Raw genomic sequence first — 18,162 nt, 5'->3', positions numbered from 1 at the left:
TTTACTTCTCCAGGTTCACGGTTTTAAGGCGCAGTGCGTTGGTAATAACAAACACGCTGGACAATGCCATGGCACCCGCTGCCAGCATGGGTGACAACAAAATACCGAAAAACGGATACAGTACGCCCGCAGCAACTGGAATTAGCGCGGTATTATAAGCAAAAGCCCAGAATAAATTCTGACGAATGTTGCGCATGGTGGCTTCAGACAAAGCAAAGGCCTGTTGTACCACGGTCAGGTTATCAGACATTAGCACCACATCGGCGGATTCAATAGCCACATCCGTACCGGTGCCAATAGCAAAGCCCACGTCTGCAGAGGCCAGTGCCGGCGCGTCGTTTATACCGTCTCCCACAAATATGACCTGGCCCCATTCTTTTTTCAGGCGCTTAACCGCATCGACTTTACCATCAGGTTTTACATTGGCAACCACTTCGTCAATTCCCAGCTCTTTAGCAATACGTTTTGCGGTAGACTCAGCGTCACCGGTTACCATAGCGGTTTTCAGACCATCGGCGTGTAAGCGTTTAATCAATTCTCTGGCACTGGCTTTTATCGGATCATCCTGAGTAAATGCGGCCGCCAGCTTACCGTCTATTGCGACATAAATCGGGGTGCGTCCACTCTCTGACCATGTTTTAGCATCCGCAGGCTCAGCATCCAGCGCAATGTCGTTGTCCTGCATCAGCTCGCTGGTGCCAATGTAAAGCGTTTTACCATCTACTTTTCCCGTGACACCCAAACCTGAAATGGCCTCAAAGGTATCCGGCTCGCTGACTTTAATGTCTTGGTCTTTGGCATAATTCACCAAAGCTTCTGCCGTAGGATGCTCGGATTTAGCTTCAACCGAAGCCGCTAATGTCAGCACCTCTTTTTCGTTAAACTCGCTTAGGGTAATCCACTCTGTAATAGTCGGTTTACCTTCGGTCAGCGTACCCGTTTTATCAAAGATAACGCCTTTGGATTGTTGTAACGCCTGCAGAGCACTACCCTGACGGAACAACACACCCATTTCCGCACCACGACCGGTGCCCACCATAATAGACGTAGGCGTCGCCAGACCCATGGCACAAGGGCAGGCAATAATCAGAACGGCGACTGCATTAACCAACGCAAAAGTGAGTGCTGACTCACTAGCAGCAAAATACCACACCACAAAAGTCAGCAAGGCCACCAGCATAACTGCAGGAACAAACCACAAGGTAATACGGTTCACTGTGTCCTGAATCGGTAATTTACTGCCCTGCGCCTGCTCGACCATACGGATGATCTGCGCCAGCACGGTTCCTTCGCCGGTAGCCGTTACTTTAAAACGCAAAGTGCCTTTTTCATTAAGCGTTCCACCAACAACTTTGTCTCCTTTCTGCTTATGCACCGGTTCAGCTTCACCAGTTATCATGGCCTCGTTGACATAACTGTCACCGGAAGACACTTCGCCATCCAGGGCAATACGTTCACCCGGACGTACTTCAATTTCATCGCCCTTGCCCAGCTCGGCAATATCGACTTCCGTCACTTCGCCGTCGCGCACCACTCGCGCTGTTTTGCTTTGCAGACTCATTAAACGCTGAATAGCATCGGAAGTGTGACTTTTTGCCCGTGCTTCCATAAAGCGTCCGGCCAGAATCAAGGTGACAATAACCGCCGAGGCTTCGAAGTAAACGTTCACTGACTCGCTCGGTAGCCAGGACGGGAAAAGAGTTGCCACTACCGAATAACCCCAGGCAGCCATGGCGCCCAGTGCCACCAAAGAGTTCATATCCGGTGCGCCCCGGAATAGCGCAGGAACACCCAATTTATAAAAGCGTGCGCCGGGAACCGCCAATACCAGGGTAGTAAGCACTAACTGTATCCACCAGCTGGTTTGTAAGCCGAGTGAGTTATGTACCCACTCGGAAAACACCGGCACCATATGGTTGCCCATGGCCAGTATAAACACCGGCAACGTCAGCAAAGTCGAAAGCCATAACTGGCCTTTTAACGTACGCATTTCCTTTGCCTGTTGCTCACGCTGCTCACGCATTTGCTTGTCGCGGTCGATCACTTCATGGGCATCGTAGCCCGCAGTTTTCACCGCCTGAACTAAGTCATCCACCGAAAGCTTTTCAGAATAAGTCACTTCCGCACTGTCCGACGCCAGGTTAACCGAAGCATCTTCAACGCCGTCTAAGCCATTTAAGGCCTTGTCGACACGACTGGCGCACGAACCACAGCTCATGCCTTCCACACTTAAACGAACAGATTTACTCATTACTGCCTCCGTCGGCTTCTGCCGGTTTAAGCCACAACAGCAGCCAGAACACCACCAGTTGTGCCACGCCAATATAACGTTGTATCGCGCCGCGTACTTCAGTCAATTCGGGGTTAATCATTAGCACAAAACCTAAGGCGATAATCACCGACAGAAGAACAAAAGCACAACGCACCGGCCAGGTGGTTTTCGGCGTAAAAGTCAGTAAAAGCGTACCTAACGCAAAACCGAAGTAACTGACCATGCTAATAATATTGTGTAATGCCTGAGAACTGGAACCATCTGTCGGGCAGCCTAAATCACAAGGTGCCAGTGCCGCACCGAGGTAAGCCACAGGGTAGAAAAATAGAAGGCTCCAGCCAATATGGCTAATGCCTTTAACGCGTAAATGCGGACGCGCAGTTAGTAGCACACCGAAAGAAACCATCGCCAGCGGAATAAAACCGACCCAGCCAAAAGCGCCAGCGGCAGTGCTGCCGGTCGCGTTAATTTCACTTATATACTGGCTTACATGAGAAAAGTCGTCTTTTACCCAGGTGGCAACCAATTGCAGACCAACCCAAAATAAGGTCAGAATAATTAACTGCGGCATAACAGGAGAGCTTTTCGTCGGTGTGTTTTCCATGTAGCCTCCTCGGCTGTATTAATGTGATAATCTTTCACTACAGTGTAAACCAAGATGGGAACAGATTGTGAATATTCAAGTGCTTGGCTGCAGCGGCGGACTCAGTGGCGACAATAAAGGCGGCTCTACCTGCATCCAGCTCAATCATAACATTCTGATTGACGCCGGCACCGGTCTGAATCAACTCAGTCTCGCGCAAATGCACCAGGTTAGGCATGTATTTCTGACCCACTCGCATATGGACCACATTGCCGCCTTGCCCACATTTTTAAGCAACCAATACGGAAGTGAGCACTTACCCGTTACGGTTTACGCACAGGCTCACACTCTGGAAAAGCTGCAAAATAATATTTTTAACGGCGATATTTGGCCTGAGTTCAGCAGCATGACCGAAGGCCCTGAGCCGATACTAAAATTTAGAGAAATCCACCCGGGTGAGTGTATAGAGCTTGAATGTATGGAAATTAAAGCTTTTGCTGTAGAGCACAGCGTACCGACAGTGGGTTACAGCGTAAAAAGTCAGGGCAAACACTTTGTTTTTGGCGCCGATACCATTGCCGGTAAGCAACTGACCGAACAGCTTAACCGCCTAGCCCATATCGACACCTTAATGCTGGAATGCGCCTTTCCCGACGAGTTACTACAGGTTGCAGAAAAAACCAGGCACATGACGCCAGGCTTGCTTGAAAGCGCCCTGAATAGCCTGGAACAGCAACCCACCGAGCTTTGGATAACCCACCTGAAACCCAGCTACGAAATTGCCCTGCGCAAAACCTTACAAGCCAACCCACCGCATAAAAATACGGTGGTGTTGTAACCTGAGCTACGCATTTGGGCGTACATTACGCGCCCGCTCAGCAATATCATTTTCGATAGTTTTGATGAGCCCTGCAGAAAGTCCCAGCCCCTTAGCTTCTGCTTTGAAACTTTGGGTTTGTTGGTAAATTTCATCCAGCATATGGTAAAGCGGTTTGCTGCTTGCAAAGCCGGCCTGCCCGGCCATTTGCTCTAACGCTCTTTTATCCGGATAAGCTCCGTTACCGTTGAATGCTGTCATATGCTCACCATAAGAAGACGGGCTATAGACAATGTCGTAACACGGTGAGAGTTGCCACTCATCCTTGTCATTGGCGAGGAAGCTAAAGTTTTTCGAATGATCATCCTGATTCACAGTTACATAATTAAATAATGCCCGCCTAACCAGTTTTTTTGCTTCATCAACACCGCACATAAGTCGCGTAGCCTTAATTAAATCCACGTAATCCAATGAAGGCTCGCGGAAAGAAGCATCTAGTAAACCTGCAGCTGACAGCATGTGGTAACGACCGTTTTCGGAGCAATCAAACCGCGCCTGCTGCAACCAAAACTGACCATTGCCCGCATCGATAAGCTCAAACTCAGGCACCTCAATCCCCAGAGCCTTAGCCATGCTTAAGTAGAGGTACTCAACTAGGCTTTCTTCGTGCTTTAGTAAAAAACGTTCCGACGTGAGCTTCACAATCAGCTTCTGTCCTTTCGCCTTTGGGGCAGTTGAGTATTGCCCATCGGCTAGCAATGTTGCGTTTAGTTTCGGCCGTGCACCACCCGAGCCCCCGGCAGCCTGAAGGTGTTCAATAAGATCCGTTTCAGTACCTTCAAACTCCTTGACTGCTTCCTGGCCCAACTTTCGTAACGTAATATCGTCAGCGTCATCTTCTCTTAACGGAGCTTTCGGCTCATAAGAAAGAGCCCCCAAACAATCCGACCCAATAAAAGCCAAGCGCTCCAATGCAGATATCTTCTGTGGATTATAACCATTTTTCCGAAACACTCTGTCCATGAGGTAAAGTCCCCAGCCGTCAGGCAGGCTATCCGCAAACACACCGTGTAAGCCATAATGAGGTTGTCTTGGAGCCTTTTGAAGCTCAGTTGTCGCTTTTAGGTTGAACGGTGACAAGGATGTTTTGTGGCGTTCTAAATAGTCTTTGTGATACTGAAAATAAACGCCCGATTTATTTTCCGCTAAAGTGCCAACAGCTATCCGTTCACCGTCTGACAAGGTTCGTATTACCTGAAGGGGCGTATCAAGCATTTTTCAAAACCTCATCTATCGTTTTAGGCGCTTTTTCCTGCTGCAGGAATTGTCTGAACTGATTGAGTTCATCCAAAGCTTCGATCAGCATTAAAAACTGACGCAAAGAGATGTTCCCCGTGCGTTCAAACTTACGCACCGTGCCATAAGGCACACCTGATTTTTCAGACAAAGCTTCAACCGACAGCTTTTGTGCTTTTCGCAGTTGCTTAATATGCTCTTTAAGATCAAGCTGCGTATCGTATGCAGTATTTAGATTAAGCGTCATAATAGTGACAATTTAAGCGATTATTAAGGGGTAACTGTTACTATTATAGCAACACTTGTAAACTAGCGCTATTCCTTGTCTGATTTTCATATCAGGTGAAACCTGTGACCCTGACGCCACCGTCAGTCAACATAAACACTAAACATCTACATTACTTCAAATCATCCGCTTACATACCAGCTTCCGCCGCTCTGCTAGTTTATTCATCTTATTTGCTAAAGTGTACTTTAAAAACTACAATGAGTTTATTTTTATGAAGATCTGGGTGTGCTCATTTTGTTACTCGCCGGAGGCGATAAAAAAAGCCAAAGCAGGGACATTAAAAAAGCACACTTACTTTACGAATATTGGAGCAGTAACAATGGCAACGACTTTCAGAAAATTTGACGCAGCTTCCTATTTAGAGGATGCAGAATCTGTCGCAGCTTTCGTTGCCGATGCTTTGGAAACAGAAGACGCAGGCTACATTGCCAATGCTATTGGCATAGCGGCAAGAACAAAAGGTATGACAGAATTAGCACAAAAAACAGGGCTGTCCAGAGAGCAGCTATACCGTTCATTCAGTGAAAAAGGCAACCCAACCCTTAAAAGTGTACTGGCTGTTACTAAAGCTCTAGGCATAAAAATAACAGCCAGCACCTGACGTAAACGCCTGGCTACACGTCGCGAACCAGATGTTCGCATCAGGTGAGATACCATGGATAGCAGGATAGCGAGCGCCCCAACGGTTGCAGGGACTATTGAGGAGGTGTGCAGCGCCATGGATGGCGCTGCACAAGCCCTACAGGGATGTATTTACGGGCGTCCTCCGCAATAGTCCCTGCAACCTCCGGCGCTCGCTAGCCGAGGTGCTTACGGGCGTTGCGGAACATGCGCATCCATGGGCTGTCTTCGCCCCATTCATCCGGGTGCCAGCTGTTGGCTACGGTACGGAAAACACGCTCAGGGTGCGGCATCATAGCAGTCACACGACCATCGTCACTGGTTACCGCAGTAATACCCTTAGGTGAACCATTCGGATTCGCCGGATACTGCTCAGCTACTTCGCCCCAGTTATCAATGTAACGCAACGCGACCTGACCACTTTGTTCTAACTGCGATTGCTGCTGAGGGTTAGCAAACTCAGCGCGGCCTTCACCGTGAGACACCGCAATTGGCATACGCGAACCCGCCATGTCACCTAAGAAAATCGACTTAGATTCCTGCACTTCCACCAGGCTAAAGCGTGCTTCAAAGCGCTCACTGCGGTTAGTCACCAAACGGGGCCAGTGCTCGGTTCCCGGAATCAGTTGCTTCAGTGTCGATAACATCTGGCAACCGTTACACACACCCAGTGCCAGCGTATCGTTACGCTTAAAGAAAGCTTCAAACTGCTCGCGCGCGCGGTCGTTAAATAAAATCGACTTAGCCCAGCCTTCACCGGCGCCTAGAACGTCACCGTATGAGAAGCCGCCACAAGCAGCCAGTGCCTGCATGTCTTCTAACGACACACGACCAGCCAAAATGTCGCTCATGTGAACATCCACCGCTTCAAAACCGGCACGGTCAAAAGCTGCGGCCATTTCGTAGTGCGAATTCACGCCCTGCTCACGCAAAATAGCGACTTTAGGTGCAATGCCTTTGGCAATATAAGGCGCCGCAACGTCTTCAGAAGGATCAAAGGTTAAATCTGCCTGCAAGCCCGGGTTGTCCGCACGCTGTTTCAAACGAAACTCTTCGTCGGCACATACCGGGTTGTCACGAAGGCGTTGCATGTGGTGTGTCGTCTCCGCCCATACCGTACGCCAGTGCGTACGGCTCTGCGCTAATACATCGTGCCCGTCGCGGGTAAAGACAATCGCATCTTCATGCGTCGGCTCACCAATACGTTTAACGCAGTCGCCCAAACCAGCGGCTTCATAAGCGTCCATCACTTTCTGGTACTGCTCATCGCTGACCTGAATCACCGCACCCAGCTCTTCATTAAACAGAGCCGCTAAATTGTCTTCGCCTAATTCGTCCAGCGCTACTTTCGCACCACAGTTTCCGGCAAACGCCATTTCCGCTACGGTAGTGAATAACCCGCCGTCAGAACGGTCGTGGTACGCCAATAAACGCCCCTCTGTTACTAGCTGCTGCGTAGTATTAAAGAAGGCTTTAAAGGCTTCAGTGTCGTCTAAATCAGGCGTGTGTTGCCCCAACTGCTGGTATACCTGAGCCAGTGCTGAACCGCCTAAACGGTTCTGGCCTTTACCTAAATCAATCAGTACCAGGTGCGACTGACCTTTGTCAGTGCGCAACTGCGGCGTTAAAGTTGCACGAATGTCGTTCACCCGGCCAAACGCGGTGATCACCAGACTCATTGGCGCGGTCACGGCTTTGTCTTCACCGTCTTCCTGCCACTGAGTCTTCATCGACATCGAATCTTTACCCACCGGAATGGTAATACCCAGTTCCGGACACAGCTCTTCACCGACAGCTTTAACAGCCTCGTACAAACCGGCGTCTTCACCCGGGTGACCAGCTGCGCACATCCAGTTAGCTGATAATTTAATGCGTTTTAAATCGCCAATGTCCGCAGCGGCAATATTGGTCAGAGACTCCGCCACCGCCATACGTGCAGAAGCACCAAAGTTCAATAAAGCCAACGGTGTGCGCTCGCCCATGGCCATAGCTTCACCGTGGTAGCTGTCATAACTGGCTGCGGTAACTGCCACGTCGGCAACGGGTATCTGCCACGGACCAACCATCTGGTCACGGGCAACCAAGCCAGTAACACTGCGATCACCAATGGTAATTAAGAAGGTTTTCTCAGCAATGGCCGGTAAGCGCAATAAGCGATCAGCGGCGTCATTCAAATCGGCGGCTTCCAGATGCAATGCTGTACCTTCGGCCTGCAAGCGGGCCACGTCGCGATGCATCTTCGGCGGCTTGCCTAACAGCACGTCCAGCGACAAATCAATGGGTTGATTCGAGAACTTGGAATCGTTCAGTAAAATGGTGAGCTCTTCGGTGGCTTCACCAATAACCGCGTATTCTGCACGCTCGCGCTCACACAAGGCTTCAAAACGCGCCAGGTTCTCCGGAGCAATAGCAATAACGTAACGTTCCTGCGACTCGTTACACCAAATTTCCAGCGGGGTCATGCCCGGTTCATCGTTCGGTATCTCGCGCAGTTCAAAGCGGCCACCACGACCACCGTCACTAACCAGCTCAGGCATCGCATTCGACAAGCCACCAGCGCCCACGTCATGAATAAAGGCAATGGGGTTTTCAGCACCCAACTGCCAGCAGCGGTCAATCACTTCCTGACAGCGGCGTTCCATTTCCGGGTTTTCACGCTGAACCGAAGCAAAATCTAAATCTTCAGTCGACTCACCCGAAGCCATTGAAGAGGCGGCGCTGCCACCTAAACCAATGTTCATTGCCGGGCCGCCGAGTACCACCAGCTTAGCACCAACCGGTACATCGCCCTTTTGTACATGAGCTTCACGAATATTACCCAAACCACCGGCAATCATAATCGGCTTATGGTAACCGCGGGTTTCGCGCCCGTTGTGGCTGTCTACTGTTTGCTCGTAGGTGCGGAAGTAACCGGTCAGCGCCGGACGACCAAACTCATTGTTAAACGCCGCGCCACCTAACGGACCTTCCAGCATAATCTCCAGCGCAGAAACAATACGCGCTGGTTTGCCGTAGTTTTCTTCCCACGGTTGCTTAAAGCCAGGAATATTCAGATTAGAAACACTGAAACCCACCAAACCGGCTTTGGGTTTAGAACCGACACCGGTAGCGCCCTCATCGCGAATTTCACCGCCCGAACCGGTTGCAGCACCCGGATAAGGAGAAATAGCCGTTGGATGGTTATGAGTTTCCACTTTCATCAAAATATGCACTGGCTCGTGGCTGTAGCCATAGCTCATGCTGTCCGGCTGTGGGTAGAAACGCCCCGCTTCATGGCCTTCCATAACAGCGGCGTTGTCTTTATAAGCCGACAACACATATTCCGGTGTGGTTTCAAAGGTGTTCTTAATCATTTTGAACAGCGACTTGGGCTGTTCCACGCCGTCTATGGTCCAGTCGGCGTTAAAAATCTTGTGACGACAATGTTCCGAGTTTGCTTGGGCAAACATATAAAGTTCAATGTCGTTAGGATTACGATCCAGCTTGCGGAAGTTTTCTACCAGGTAATCAATTTCGTCATCGGCTAGCGCCAGACCTAAACTGATATTCGCCTGTGCCAAAGCTTCGCGGCCACCGGCTAAAATGTCGACCGACGACAACGGCTGCGGTTCCTGCGTGCGAAATAGCTGACGCGCATCGTCCATATCGTACAACACGCTTTCAGTCATACGATCATGCAACAGTACTGCCGCCCGCTTCAGCTCTTCTGCCGACAAGTCACCCTGCAGATAAAAAGCCACACCACGCTCAACCCGGTGAATGCTTTTCAAGCCACAGTTGTGCGCAATATCGGTGGCCTTTGAAGCCCAGGGTGAAATAGTACCAATGCGAGGGGTTACCAATACCAGAGCACCTTGCGGCTCATGTGTCGGCATTTCAGGCCCGTACTTCAGTAGTTGCACCAATACTGAACGGTGTTCGTCGCTAAGTTCATTATGCAAATCAACAAAATGCTGATACTCGGCATAAAGCTCTGTGACAGGAATTCCTGCCTGTTTCAGTTGTTCAAGTTGCTTCGTTGTTTTGAAGGCTGATAAGGCAGGTGCACCGCGGTAGATTTCCACAAGCAAGGTCTCCAAAGCTGGGCGATTTTTGCTGGCAGATTATACAGTAGCCTGACATTCATGTCAGGTACAATATCGAACCTGGCGTAAACCTCAGGCTACTCGATTTTCGGGGTACCTTCGCGGTTCACTATGCGAAACCACTTTTCGCGGCGCTCAATAATACGTTGTTTGCGCTTACGAATAACGGCGCGACGCCGGGAGTTGTTTTCACGTCTGAGGCGGTTGGCTTGCATAGATTTAGCCCTTTATTGCGTTGGAATGCCCAATCAGCTTACCTTGTCATACTGCTTTTTTGCAACGACTTTATGCTGCTCTACCAGCCTAATTTGCGTAACTTAGGCTAATGTGGAAAGATCGCCCGCCGACGCACAAAAGGACCTGTTATGAATGAACTCGAATCTGACGTTTGGTACATAGTACGAACCAAGCCTAAGCAGGAAGAACGCGCCATACTGAATCTGGAGAATCAGGGGTTCGGTGTTTTCGCGCCCGAGTTAACCGTGAAAAAGGTTCGTCGGGGTGTGCGTACCTCGGTGGTTGAGCGTATGTTCCCAGGCTACGTGTTCGTTAAACCCGATGACATTATTGAGCAGTTCTACAAACTGCGCAGCACTTATGGTGTCGCTGGTGTTTTACGTTTTGGCGACAACATTCCGAAGGTTCCACAAAGCTGGGTTGACCAAATGCGAGGGGTTGATCAACTGACCGATGAACAGGCGCCTCAAATAGGCGACACGGTGGAAATTCAGCAAGGCCCATTCCGTGGGTTCCTTGCTAAAATTGTTAAGCTGGACGGTGAATCGCGCTGCTTCGTTATGCTGGAATGGATGCAAAAAGAAGTCAAAGCTAACTTCAGCTACAAAGAACTGCAGTTTCAATGAGCGGTGCGGCGGCGCAAGCCAAGAGCGACTAAGCCAAGCACCACCAGCCAGCCTGCATGGCCGCCGCTGCTGCCAGAGTCAGCTGCGGTAACAGTAAAGCGGGCCGTTGCCGATTCCGTATTACCCTCGGTATCATTTACATTTAACCGGTACTGGTAAGTTCCCGCCGCAAGTTGCCCCAACGAGGCACTGAATGCGCCATCATTAAAACTAAACCCCGTTACTTCCTCTTCGCTACTCTCCATTACCCTGAACAACCGCAAGCTACCCGGGTCAAGATTCAAGTCAGCATCAGTCACTGTTGCTGTCAGACGAATAGTCTCCCCTACCGTGGTGCCAGTTGCTGTAAAACCAACTATGGTCGGCGCAATAGCCCGGGGTTCAACCGTTAGCGCAACTCTCAGGCTGTCACTGCCGTCGCTGAAGTCTATTCTCAGTATGGCAGTCTGCTCCGAATCCACAATACCGGCAATTCCTTCTATAACGAAGCGTCGCTCACCATCAACAGCACCGCTCACCTCGTTAAAGCTAAAGTCACGGACAAGGTCATCGTCTAAATTAACTACTGAAACAGCCACATCGTTACTGACGTTAAACAGGCTCAGCTGAGTATCCAGCACCTCCAGTTCGCCAACCGTATCACCAGAACTTAAAAAAGCCTGCGGACGCGAGCCAACCATACTAGAAGGGTCATTCCACAGTCCGCTGGAAATATTAAAATCGTTAAAATCGGTATTCACCACTTTTAAACGCAAGTGGAACGGATTAAAAATAGTGTCTTTACCCAGGCTTGCCGCAATCTCTTCAATATCGGTCTTTAAAGTTACCGTCATCATACGTGTGTTGCCACTACCGCTGACAACCCAGTCAAACCATTGTTCGGCAGTTACTATGCCCACTCCCTGACTCACCGAAGTGCCACTAGCGGTTGTCGGAATTGCCATCTGTAATGACTGATTACTGGTATCGGCATCCGATAGCTCAATGGTAAAACTGGCCTTGTCTCCGGCCTCCACCAGACCTATCACATTGCTATCCAGTAGCAAATAATTTGTCCCGGTACTTGAGAAATTACCGTTAAAGCTACTATTACTCACAAAACGCCAGCGTGCAGCTCCGTTGGTCAATTCCTCTATCGCGATAATGCAGATATCGGTTGAGCCGTTAGGTATTCCGCTTAAAGCAACCGAGTTCACACTAAAGCTTTGCAAATTCAAAAGTGCTTCACGTCGGGCAAATCTATATTCTTCGCAGCGACCACCGCCCAAAGCGTAGCGGTCGGCATTGGCTACCGACGGCCAGCTTAAGGTTAGCTCCGAATTCCCGGTACGGCTGGCCGCCATAGCATTAACATTAGTGCGTGACGCGTTATTAGCCCACACCACGCTACTGCGTTGCGCCGCAGTGCTGGCATCTGCCGCATCTATTTCAGAATCGGCTTTACCCATTGGCAGTCCAAAATTGCTGTCGACCAGGTCAGGACTGGAGTAGGCGGGTTCCTCATTACAGTCGGCTCCGCTGCCAAATTCGTTCCGGCAGACGCTACCGTACGACATCGTCGTATAAAAACGTCCGTTACCTTCAATAAAGCCGTAAGGAATATGGTAATCCTTCTGATCACCACCACCGCCGCTTGCATTGTCGGCCAAGGTATAGCGGTCATGATTGAGTCCGAAGTTATGCCCAACCTCGTGCGCAACAGTTCCCGTGCCCGTACAGGACAACGCGGTGTACCCTGCACCCGCGGCGCCGCTAACCCTATTCACTAAGTTGTCACTGACATCAAAGTCGGTGGCAACAAAAGCCAAGCCGCAAACACTGGAGTTTTCAGCGCCAATAAAGTGGACCACATCGGCCTGATAGCGATCCATCAACCGACGTACTCGTTGATCATCAACCAGTTCATCAATAATCGCATCAGGGTCTTCTGTGGGGAAGCTGGTAGTAGAATCCGGATTGAAAAAACTAATACCGGCAACAGACATTTCAACAGGTAATTGTGAACGCTCAAAAATTGAATTACTTCTGCTCACCGCCGCATCAATGCGTAAAGCTAAATCGTAGCCTTCGTCATCGGCATAGCCCAGTAAGCGCTCATCATACAGAAAAAGCACGTCAATGCTGTTATCGAACTGAGTCACCAGGGAGGTTATTTGAGCGTTGCCGGCTTTTGTCAGTGCCGCTTTACGTGGAGCCGGAGCTACCTGAAACTGCTTTTCCAGCTTTAGTGGTTCTGTGCCGCTCTTAGGTTTTAACGGCTCTGATGGTGTGCGGTTTCTTTGGTTAATATAGGTTTTACCGTCTACACGACGAATTTCCACTTCACCAACATCGGGGTGCGTAATTGAAATAAGTTGGTTATTACCACGCTTATGCAAAAAACCTAAATGCTGAGTGTCACCATAGCGGTCTTCAAAAGTGAGTCGATAACTGTTTTCCGACGACAAAAGCTCAGCCAGAGTTGCTTCAATAAGTTGGTTGTTTACAGATAACTCAATTTTGTCGCCCAGGCTTTGTGCTAAGGCAAATACCGGCGCTAAAGCTATTAGCACTGCGACGACTATTTTTTTCATTTTAAACACCTAATTTTATCGTTTTCGTAGCCTGACGTTCACGTCAGGAACGATATCCCACCTGACATAAATGTCAGGCTACGTCGCGGGACGGCTACAGCCGCCCTTGTTCATCTAAATATTTCAATGTGTCGTAAAAGCGGCGGATGTTACCAACATAGGTCACGGGTTCATCGCCTCGCGCGAAACCATAGCGAGTATGACGGTAAAACTGCTTTTGTCTCAGCAGTGGCAAACGCTTTTTCACGTCCACCCAACGATCGGGGTTGCCGCCCTGACGCTCTGTTATGATTCGCGCGTCTTCTAAATGCCCGAATCCTATATTATACGCAGCTAAGGCAAACCAGGTTCTGTCAGGTTGCGGAATTCTTGCCGGCACCCTATTCAGCATGCGCTCCAGATAACGCGCACCGCCACGAATACTTTGTTCCGCATTCAGGCGACTTTTAACCCCCATTGCTTTCGCTGTAGGCAACGTCAGCATCATCATGCCGCGCACCCCGGTAGGAGAAACCGCCCGCGGGTTCCACAACGACTCCTGATAAGAAATAGCGGCCAGTAAACGCCAGTCAAGCGACCCTGAGTGCTCCTTAAAGGTTTCTATATAAACAGGCAGGACACGCTCTACCGCTTCTATAAACAAACTGGTCGTTACATAATTAAATTGTTTTACGTGACCAAAATGCTGCTCTTTAATATGGGCTAAACGCCCGCTGGAGCGAATTTCACCAAAATACTCAATAACCGCGGAAACTAACGAGTCATCCGTGCCCTGCGGTAAAGCCCAGGCAATATCCTGATCATGCTTTACCGTAAAAGCCACACTTAAGTCGGGATGAAACCGGCGTTGAATATCTAATGCGGTACTGTCGGTAATGGTGTAATCCACTTCATCGTTAATAACCATTTGCAATAACTCGACCGCATCGTGATCGCGGGTCGCGCGCCACTTTAGTGTCGGAATACTGTCACCCAGGCTTTTCAAAAACTCATGGTGAGAGCTGCCCTCCACTACCACAATTTCACCGTCGGTAATCTGCTGCAAGTCGCGCGGACGTTGACGCGAGCCCTGTTTGAAAACCACCTTCTGGCTAATAATGTCGTAAGGCGGACTAAAGCGGAATAGCTGAGCGCGCGTCGAGGTCCGGTCCAGACCCGCGGCAACAATATCAACCTCGCCGCGACGCAACATGGTGAACAAGTCGTTCACGTCAAAGCGCGGCACCATCTCCAGCTCCACCCCTAAGCGATCAGCAAAGCGTTTCGCCAGGTCGTACTCGAAGCCCTGCTCACGGTCGTGATCAAAATAATAACTGGTTGGGTTTATCAAGGTTCCCACCCTCAATACCTGACGTTCCTGAACTACGGACATGGCATCGGGGCGGGTTTGAGGACTGCAGGCCGTTATTACACTAGCGGCCAGCAGTAAAATAGCAAACAGCGATACTGCAGACTTCGGCATATTAGAGAGATTCCAGAGCCCAATTCACATAAAGTTCAGTACCGGTTTTCAGTGCGTCTTCGTCGGCATAGAAATGCGGCGAGTGGTTACTCGGTTCTTCTGACATATCGCGCTCCGGTGGGGTAACCCCTAAAAAGACAAACATTCCCGGTACTTCCAGCGCATAGTAAGAGAAGTCTTCAGCTCCAGTCACTAAAGGCACTTCCTGTACTTTATCAGCGCCAGCTACCGCTCTTGTTACCGGCAGCATCTGCTCAATCAAGTCAGCATCATTACTGGTTACCGGATAGCCTAAATCGACATGCACGTGGGCTTCGGCTCCGTTTGCTTCAGCCGTTTTTTCTGCCGTAAGCTTTAATTTCTCATGAATATCCGAGCGAATGTCCATGTCAAAATTGCGGATGGTACCAATTAAGGTCACTTCGTCCGGAATAATGTTATTACGCACACCACCTTCCACAATACCGAAGGACAAAACCGCGGGAGCTTTGGTGATATTCGTCTGACGGCTGATAATGGTCTGTGCGTTATTAATAATTTGTGCTGAGGTCACAATAGGGTCGACACCAGCCCATGGCGTAGAGCCGTGCGCTTGCTTACCCTTTACTTTAATTTCGAACTGATCCGAGGACGCCATCAGCGGGCCTTTACGATAGCCAACATGGCCTGTTGGGAAACCGGCCCAGACATGAATACCAAAGACTTTCTCGGGTTTATTATCAGCAAATAAGCCTTCTTCGAGCATTAGCTCAGCGCCGCCCTCTTCACCTTCAGGCGCACCTTCTTCAGCTGGCTGGAAGATAAACATAACGTTACCAGCCAGTTCATCTTTCATTTCAGCTAACTTTTCTGCCGCACCCATTAACATAGCAACGTGAGTATCGTGTCCGCAGGCGTGCATTACCCCCACTTCTTTACCTCGATATTCTGATTTTACCGTCGACTTAAAAGGCACATCGGTCTGCTCCGTAACCGGTAACGCGTCCATATCCGCACGCAACGCTATGGTAGGGCCCGGCTTACCGCCTTTTAGCATACCCACAACACCGGTATGCGCGACACCGGTTTCCACTTCCATGCCCAGAGAGCGCAAATGCTCAGCCACCATTTTTGCGGTTTCAAACTCGCGGTTACTCAATTCAGGGTTGGCATGAATATGACGACGCCATTCAATGACCTGAGCTTCTAAGTCGCTGCTGACTTTTACCGGCGACTGCTGAGCAGCAGCCTGAGCGCTATAGCCAAAGCTACTGGCCAGCATTAAGCTAATAATGAGCTTTTTCATTGTTCTCTCCTGCATAAGTGCGGATTGTTATTCTGGTACTGGGTAATATCCTGCGCTAAAATCGCTCTCATGACAACCGATGAAATCTACATGCAGCGAGCCTTAGAACTTGCTGAACAAGCGCAAAACGCAGACGAAGTGCCCGTTGGCGCGGTATTGGTCATGGACGATAAAATTGTTGGCGAAGGTTACAATCAGGTTATTTCTTTGTCCGACCCGTCCGCTCATGCCGAAGCACAAGCCATTCGTTCTGCAGGTCAGGCTATCGATAATTATCGGTTGGTCAACGCCACCCTTTACGTCACTCTCGAACCCTGCGCCATGTGTGCCGGTTTAATCACTCATGCACGAATCAAACGCCTGGTGTTCGGTGCAACTGACCCGCGGACCGGAGCCACCGGCACTGCCATTGACGTTATTAACCACGCCTCTATGAATCATAAAGTCGATGTAGAAAGCGGTGTTTTGGCAGAAGAATGCGGCGACATTTTACGCCGTTTCTTTCGCGCCCGCCGCAAATCCGCCAAAGCTAACGCTAAATAAGCATACCCGTTATGGCGTATGCCACAGTCGCTGCAAGCCCTGCTAATAAGGCATAAGGCAACTGCGTACGCACATGGTCAATATGCTCCACCCCCGAGGCCATAGAAGCAATAATGGTGGTATCGGAAATGGGCGATGCGTGGTCTCCGAATATGCCACCGGAAATAGCCGCAGCAATAAATGGAGCAGGTGGTAGTCCTAAGGTCATTGCCAGCGGTATCGCCAGTGGCAGCATAATAGCAAAGGTTCCCCAACTGGAGCCAATAGAAAAACCGGTAATAGCCGACAGCACAAATATCAGCGGTAGCAGCATCCACAGTGCCACCGAACCATCCAGAGCCGCCGCCAAAAACTCGCCTGTACCTAAGTCGCGGGTTAAGCCCCCCAACGCAATAGACAACCACAAAATGACCGCTAGTGGCAGGATGTTCCAGGCGCCCTTGAGCAGGTACTTGCCAACATCGACTAGACCAACCGGCTGTGTCATCAAGGTTCCAGCTACGGCAATACCCAACGCCACATAAATAGCGACAAACACACTTAAGGTGCCGTTACCATCAACCAATACGCCGTTCCCGGTCACCAGCAACATAACCGGAACCATCACCACCAGTGAAATCAGGCTGGTCATGACCACCGCAGTACCTTTGCCAAAACGAGCTTCTTCATCAGGCCCATCGCCCCAGGTGTTTCTGGAAACCTGGTCGGGCACAGCATTCTTTTCAAAGGCTTTCATGGGTCCAATGTTCCAGTCGAATAGTGCCACAAACAACGCCAGCAATACCGCAAAAATGGCATAAAAATTAAAGGCAATAGACTGAATAAACACCAGCAGAGGTTGCTCAACGCCCTGGTTCGTAATGAGCGTTAAATTAAACGCCCCCCAGGCATTCAGCGGAATTAAGATACAAATGGCAGCGCAGGTAGAGTCTACAATGTAAGCGAGCTTTTCGCGGGCAATGCCCAGGCGGTCATAAATAGGCCGCGAGGTGGTGCCGGAAATCATAATAGTCACATTGGATTCAATAAAGACCACAACGCCCAGTATCCAGGTCATTAACCGGGCACGGCGCTTGTTCTCTATCCACTGCTTTTTTTCAAGCTTCAGCACAAACTCTTTAAACGTACCACCGTTTTCCAGCACGCCAAACAGTGCACCAATACCCAGAGTAAAAAACCAGACCAGCATATTACTGGGGTCAATAAGGGTGTCCCATGTGCTGTTTAAAGTGCCGTAGGCAATATTGTCAGGAGCAGGCCAGAACAGCAGTATATTGGCCAGAATAATACCGCCAATAAGCGCCAGCAGAACTTTTCGGGTAACTATGGCAAATACAATTGCCAGTAAGGAAGGTAAAAGACTGGTCCAGCTCAGTTCCATTAGGGTGCGTTTGTAAATGTCTGATACTGGGAGATTAAAACAATAAACCGCCGCGGGCAATACCAGCGGCGGTTTATTCATTCGGTGTCAAA

Annotated in this window: 14 protein-coding genes; 4 read left to right on the top strand and 10 right to left on the bottom strand. The window is 49.9% G+C overall.

What is annotated here, in order from left to right; genetic code table 11:
- Position 1: 1 nt before the first annotated feature.
- Both ACN0TF_RS10260 and ACN0TF_RS10255 read right to left on the bottom strand, forming a co-directional pair.
- Positions 2-2,251, bottom strand: coding sequence for a heavy metal translocating P-type ATPase (locus ACN0TF_RS10260; RefSeq protein WP_417441845.1), 2,250 nt, complete (start codon positions 2,249-2,251; stop codon positions 2-4).
- On the bottom strand, positions 2,244-2,876 hold the full coding sequence (locus ACN0TF_RS10255; RefSeq protein ID WP_034818348.1) for a DUF998 domain-containing protein: 633 nt from the start codon (positions 2,874-2,876) through the stop codon (positions 2,244-2,246). Before ACN0TF_RS10255 ends, ACN0TF_RS10260 begins: the two co-directional genes overlap by 8 nt.
- 67 nt (positions 2,877-2,943) lie before the next feature.
- Here ACN0TF_RS10255 and ACN0TF_RS10250 point away from each other — a divergent pair, with 67 nt between their 5' ends.
- Positions 2,944-3,693: a 3',5'-cyclic-nucleotide phosphodiesterase gene (locus ACN0TF_RS10250; protein ID WP_417441844.1), complete on the top strand. Its 750-nt coding sequence runs from the start codon at positions 2,944-2,946 to the stop codon at positions 3,691-3,693.
- A gap of 6 nt (positions 3,694-3,699) precedes the next feature.
- Here ACN0TF_RS10250 and ACN0TF_RS10245 read toward each other — a convergent pair whose 3' ends face one another.
- Positions 3,700-4,947, bottom strand: coding sequence for a type II toxin-antitoxin system HipA family toxin (locus tag ACN0TF_RS10245; RefSeq protein ID WP_417441843.1), 1,248 nt, complete (start codon positions 4,945-4,947; stop codon positions 3,700-3,702).
- Positions 4,940-5,215, bottom strand: a complete 276-nt coding sequence (locus ACN0TF_RS10240; RefSeq protein ID WP_417441842.1) for a helix-turn-helix domain-containing protein — start codon at positions 5,213-5,215, stop codon at positions 4,940-4,942. The genes ACN0TF_RS10245 and ACN0TF_RS10240 overlap by 8 nt, the downstream gene beginning before the upstream one ends.
- A gap of 361 nt (positions 5,216-5,576) precedes the next feature.
- Here ACN0TF_RS10240 and ACN0TF_RS10235 point away from each other — a divergent pair, with 361 nt between their 5' ends.
- Positions 5,577-5,858 (top strand): addiction module antidote protein, encoded by a 282-nt coding sequence (locus tag ACN0TF_RS10235; protein ID WP_417441841.1) that lies wholly within the window; start codon positions 5,577-5,579, stop codon positions 5,856-5,858.
- Positions 5,859-6,054: 196 nt separating this feature from the next.
- On the opposite strand, the gene purL is transcribed toward ACN0TF_RS10235, so the two are convergent.
- Positions 6,055-9,942 carry a phosphoribosylformylglycinamidine synthase gene (purL, locus tag ACN0TF_RS10230; RefSeq protein WP_417441840.1) on the bottom strand — a complete coding sequence of 1,296 codons (3,888 nt, stop codon included), beginning with the start codon at positions 9,940-9,942 and terminating at the stop codon, positions 6,055-6,057.
- A gap of 98 nt (positions 9,943-10,040) precedes the next feature.
- A complete protein-coding gene (locus ACN0TF_RS10225; RefSeq protein ID WP_158511967.1) occupies positions 10,041-10,178 on the bottom strand; it encodes a hypothetical protein in 138 nt (45 codons plus the stop codon).
- Positions 10,179-10,328: 150 nt separating this feature from the next.
- On the opposite strand from ACN0TF_RS10225, the gene ACN0TF_RS10220 reads away from it, so the two are divergent.
- Positions 10,329-10,826: a transcriptional activator RfaH gene (locus ACN0TF_RS10220; RefSeq protein WP_417441839.1), complete on the top strand. Its 498-nt coding sequence runs from the start codon at positions 10,329-10,331 to the stop codon at positions 10,824-10,826.
- On the opposite strand, the gene ACN0TF_RS10215 is transcribed toward ACN0TF_RS10220, so the two are convergent.
- From ACN0TF_RS10215 to ACN0TF_RS10205, 3 genes are all read right to left on the bottom strand, one after another.
- Complete coding sequence (locus ACN0TF_RS10215) at positions 10,820-13,399, bottom strand: zinc-dependent metalloprotease family protein (protein WP_417441838.1); 2,580 nt, start codon at positions 13,397-13,399, stop codon at positions 10,820-10,822. The genes ACN0TF_RS10220 and ACN0TF_RS10215 overlap by 7 nt on opposite strands.
- Before the next feature lie 94 nt (positions 13,400-13,493).
- Positions 13,494-14,861, bottom strand: a complete 1,368-nt coding sequence (mltF, locus tag ACN0TF_RS10210; protein ID WP_417441837.1) for a membrane-bound lytic murein transglycosylase MltF — start codon at positions 14,859-14,861, stop codon at positions 13,494-13,496.
- A gap of 1 nt (position 14,862) precedes the next feature.
- Positions 14,863-16,146: an amidohydrolase gene (locus ACN0TF_RS10205; protein WP_417441836.1), complete on the bottom strand. Its 1,284-nt coding sequence runs from the start codon at positions 16,144-16,146 to the stop codon at positions 14,863-14,865.
- 69 nt (positions 16,147-16,215) lie between these two features.
- Between ACN0TF_RS10205 and tadA the strand changes: the two genes are divergently transcribed.
- Complete coding sequence (gene tadA / locus ACN0TF_RS10200) at positions 16,216-16,689, top strand: tRNA adenosine(34) deaminase TadA (RefSeq protein WP_417441835.1); 474 nt, start codon at positions 16,216-16,218, stop codon at positions 16,687-16,689.
- On the opposite strand, the gene ACN0TF_RS10195 is transcribed toward tadA, so the two are convergent.
- Entirely contained in the window at positions 16,682-18,151 is a 1,470-nt protein-coding gene (locus ACN0TF_RS10195; RefSeq protein ID WP_417441834.1) for a Na+/H+ antiporter NhaC family protein, read from the bottom strand. The two genes, tadA and ACN0TF_RS10195, sit on opposite strands and share 8 nt — an antisense overlap.
- Between the last annotated feature and the right edge of the window lie 11 nt (positions 18,152-18,162).

Origin of the sequence: Idiomarina sp. (genome assembly GCF_048265525.1) — a bacterium.
Classification (GTDB): Bacteria; Pseudomonadota; Gammaproteobacteria; order Enterobacterales; family Alteromonadaceae; genus Idiomarina.
This window is presented reverse-complemented; position numbering and strand designations above follow the sequence as displayed.

Coding starts and splice junctions, on each gene's coding strand:
- ACN0TF_RS10260 (WP_417441845.1), bottom strand. CDS start 2,251: ATGAGTAAATCTGTTCGTTTAAGTGTGGAAGGCATGAGCTGTGGTTCG.
- ACN0TF_RS10255 (WP_034818348.1), bottom strand. CDS start 2,876: ATGGAAAACACACCGACGAAAAGCTCTCCTGTTATGCCGCAGTTAATT.
- ACN0TF_RS10245 (WP_417441843.1), bottom strand. CDS start 4,947: ATGCTTGATACGCCCCTTCAGGTAATACGAACCTTGTCAGACGGTGAA.
- ACN0TF_RS10240 (WP_417441842.1), bottom strand. CDS start 5,215: ATGACGCTTAATCTAAATACTGCATACGATACGCAGCTTGATCTTAAA.
- ACN0TF_RS10235 (WP_417441841.1), top strand. CDS start 5,577: ATGGCAACGACTTTCAGAAAATTTGACGCAGCTTCCTATTTAGAGGAT.
- ACN0TF_RS10225 (WP_158511967.1), bottom strand. CDS start 10,178: ATGCAAGCCAACCGCCTCAGACGTGAAAACAACTCCCGGCGTCGCGCC.
- ACN0TF_RS10220 (WP_417441839.1), top strand. CDS start 10,329: ATGAATGAACTCGAATCTGACGTTTGGTACATAGTACGAACCAAGCCT.
- ACN0TF_RS10215 (WP_417441838.1), bottom strand. CDS start 13,399: ATGAAAAAAATAGTCGTCGCAGTGCTAATAGCTTTAGCGCCGGTATTT.
- mltF (WP_417441837.1), bottom strand. CDS start 14,861: ATGCCGAAGTCTGCAGTATCGCTGTTTGCTATTTTACTGCTGGCCGCT.
- ACN0TF_RS10205 (WP_417441836.1), bottom strand. CDS start 16,146: ATGAAAAAGCTCATTATTAGCTTAATGCTGGCCAGTAGCTTTGGCTAT.
- tadA (WP_417441835.1), top strand. CDS start 16,216: ATGACAACCGATGAAATCTACATGCAGCGAGCCTTAGAACTTGCTGAA.
- ACN0TF_RS10195 (WP_417441834.1), bottom strand. CDS start 18,151: ATGAATAAACCGCCGCTGGTATTGCCCGCGGCGGTTTATTGTTTTAAT.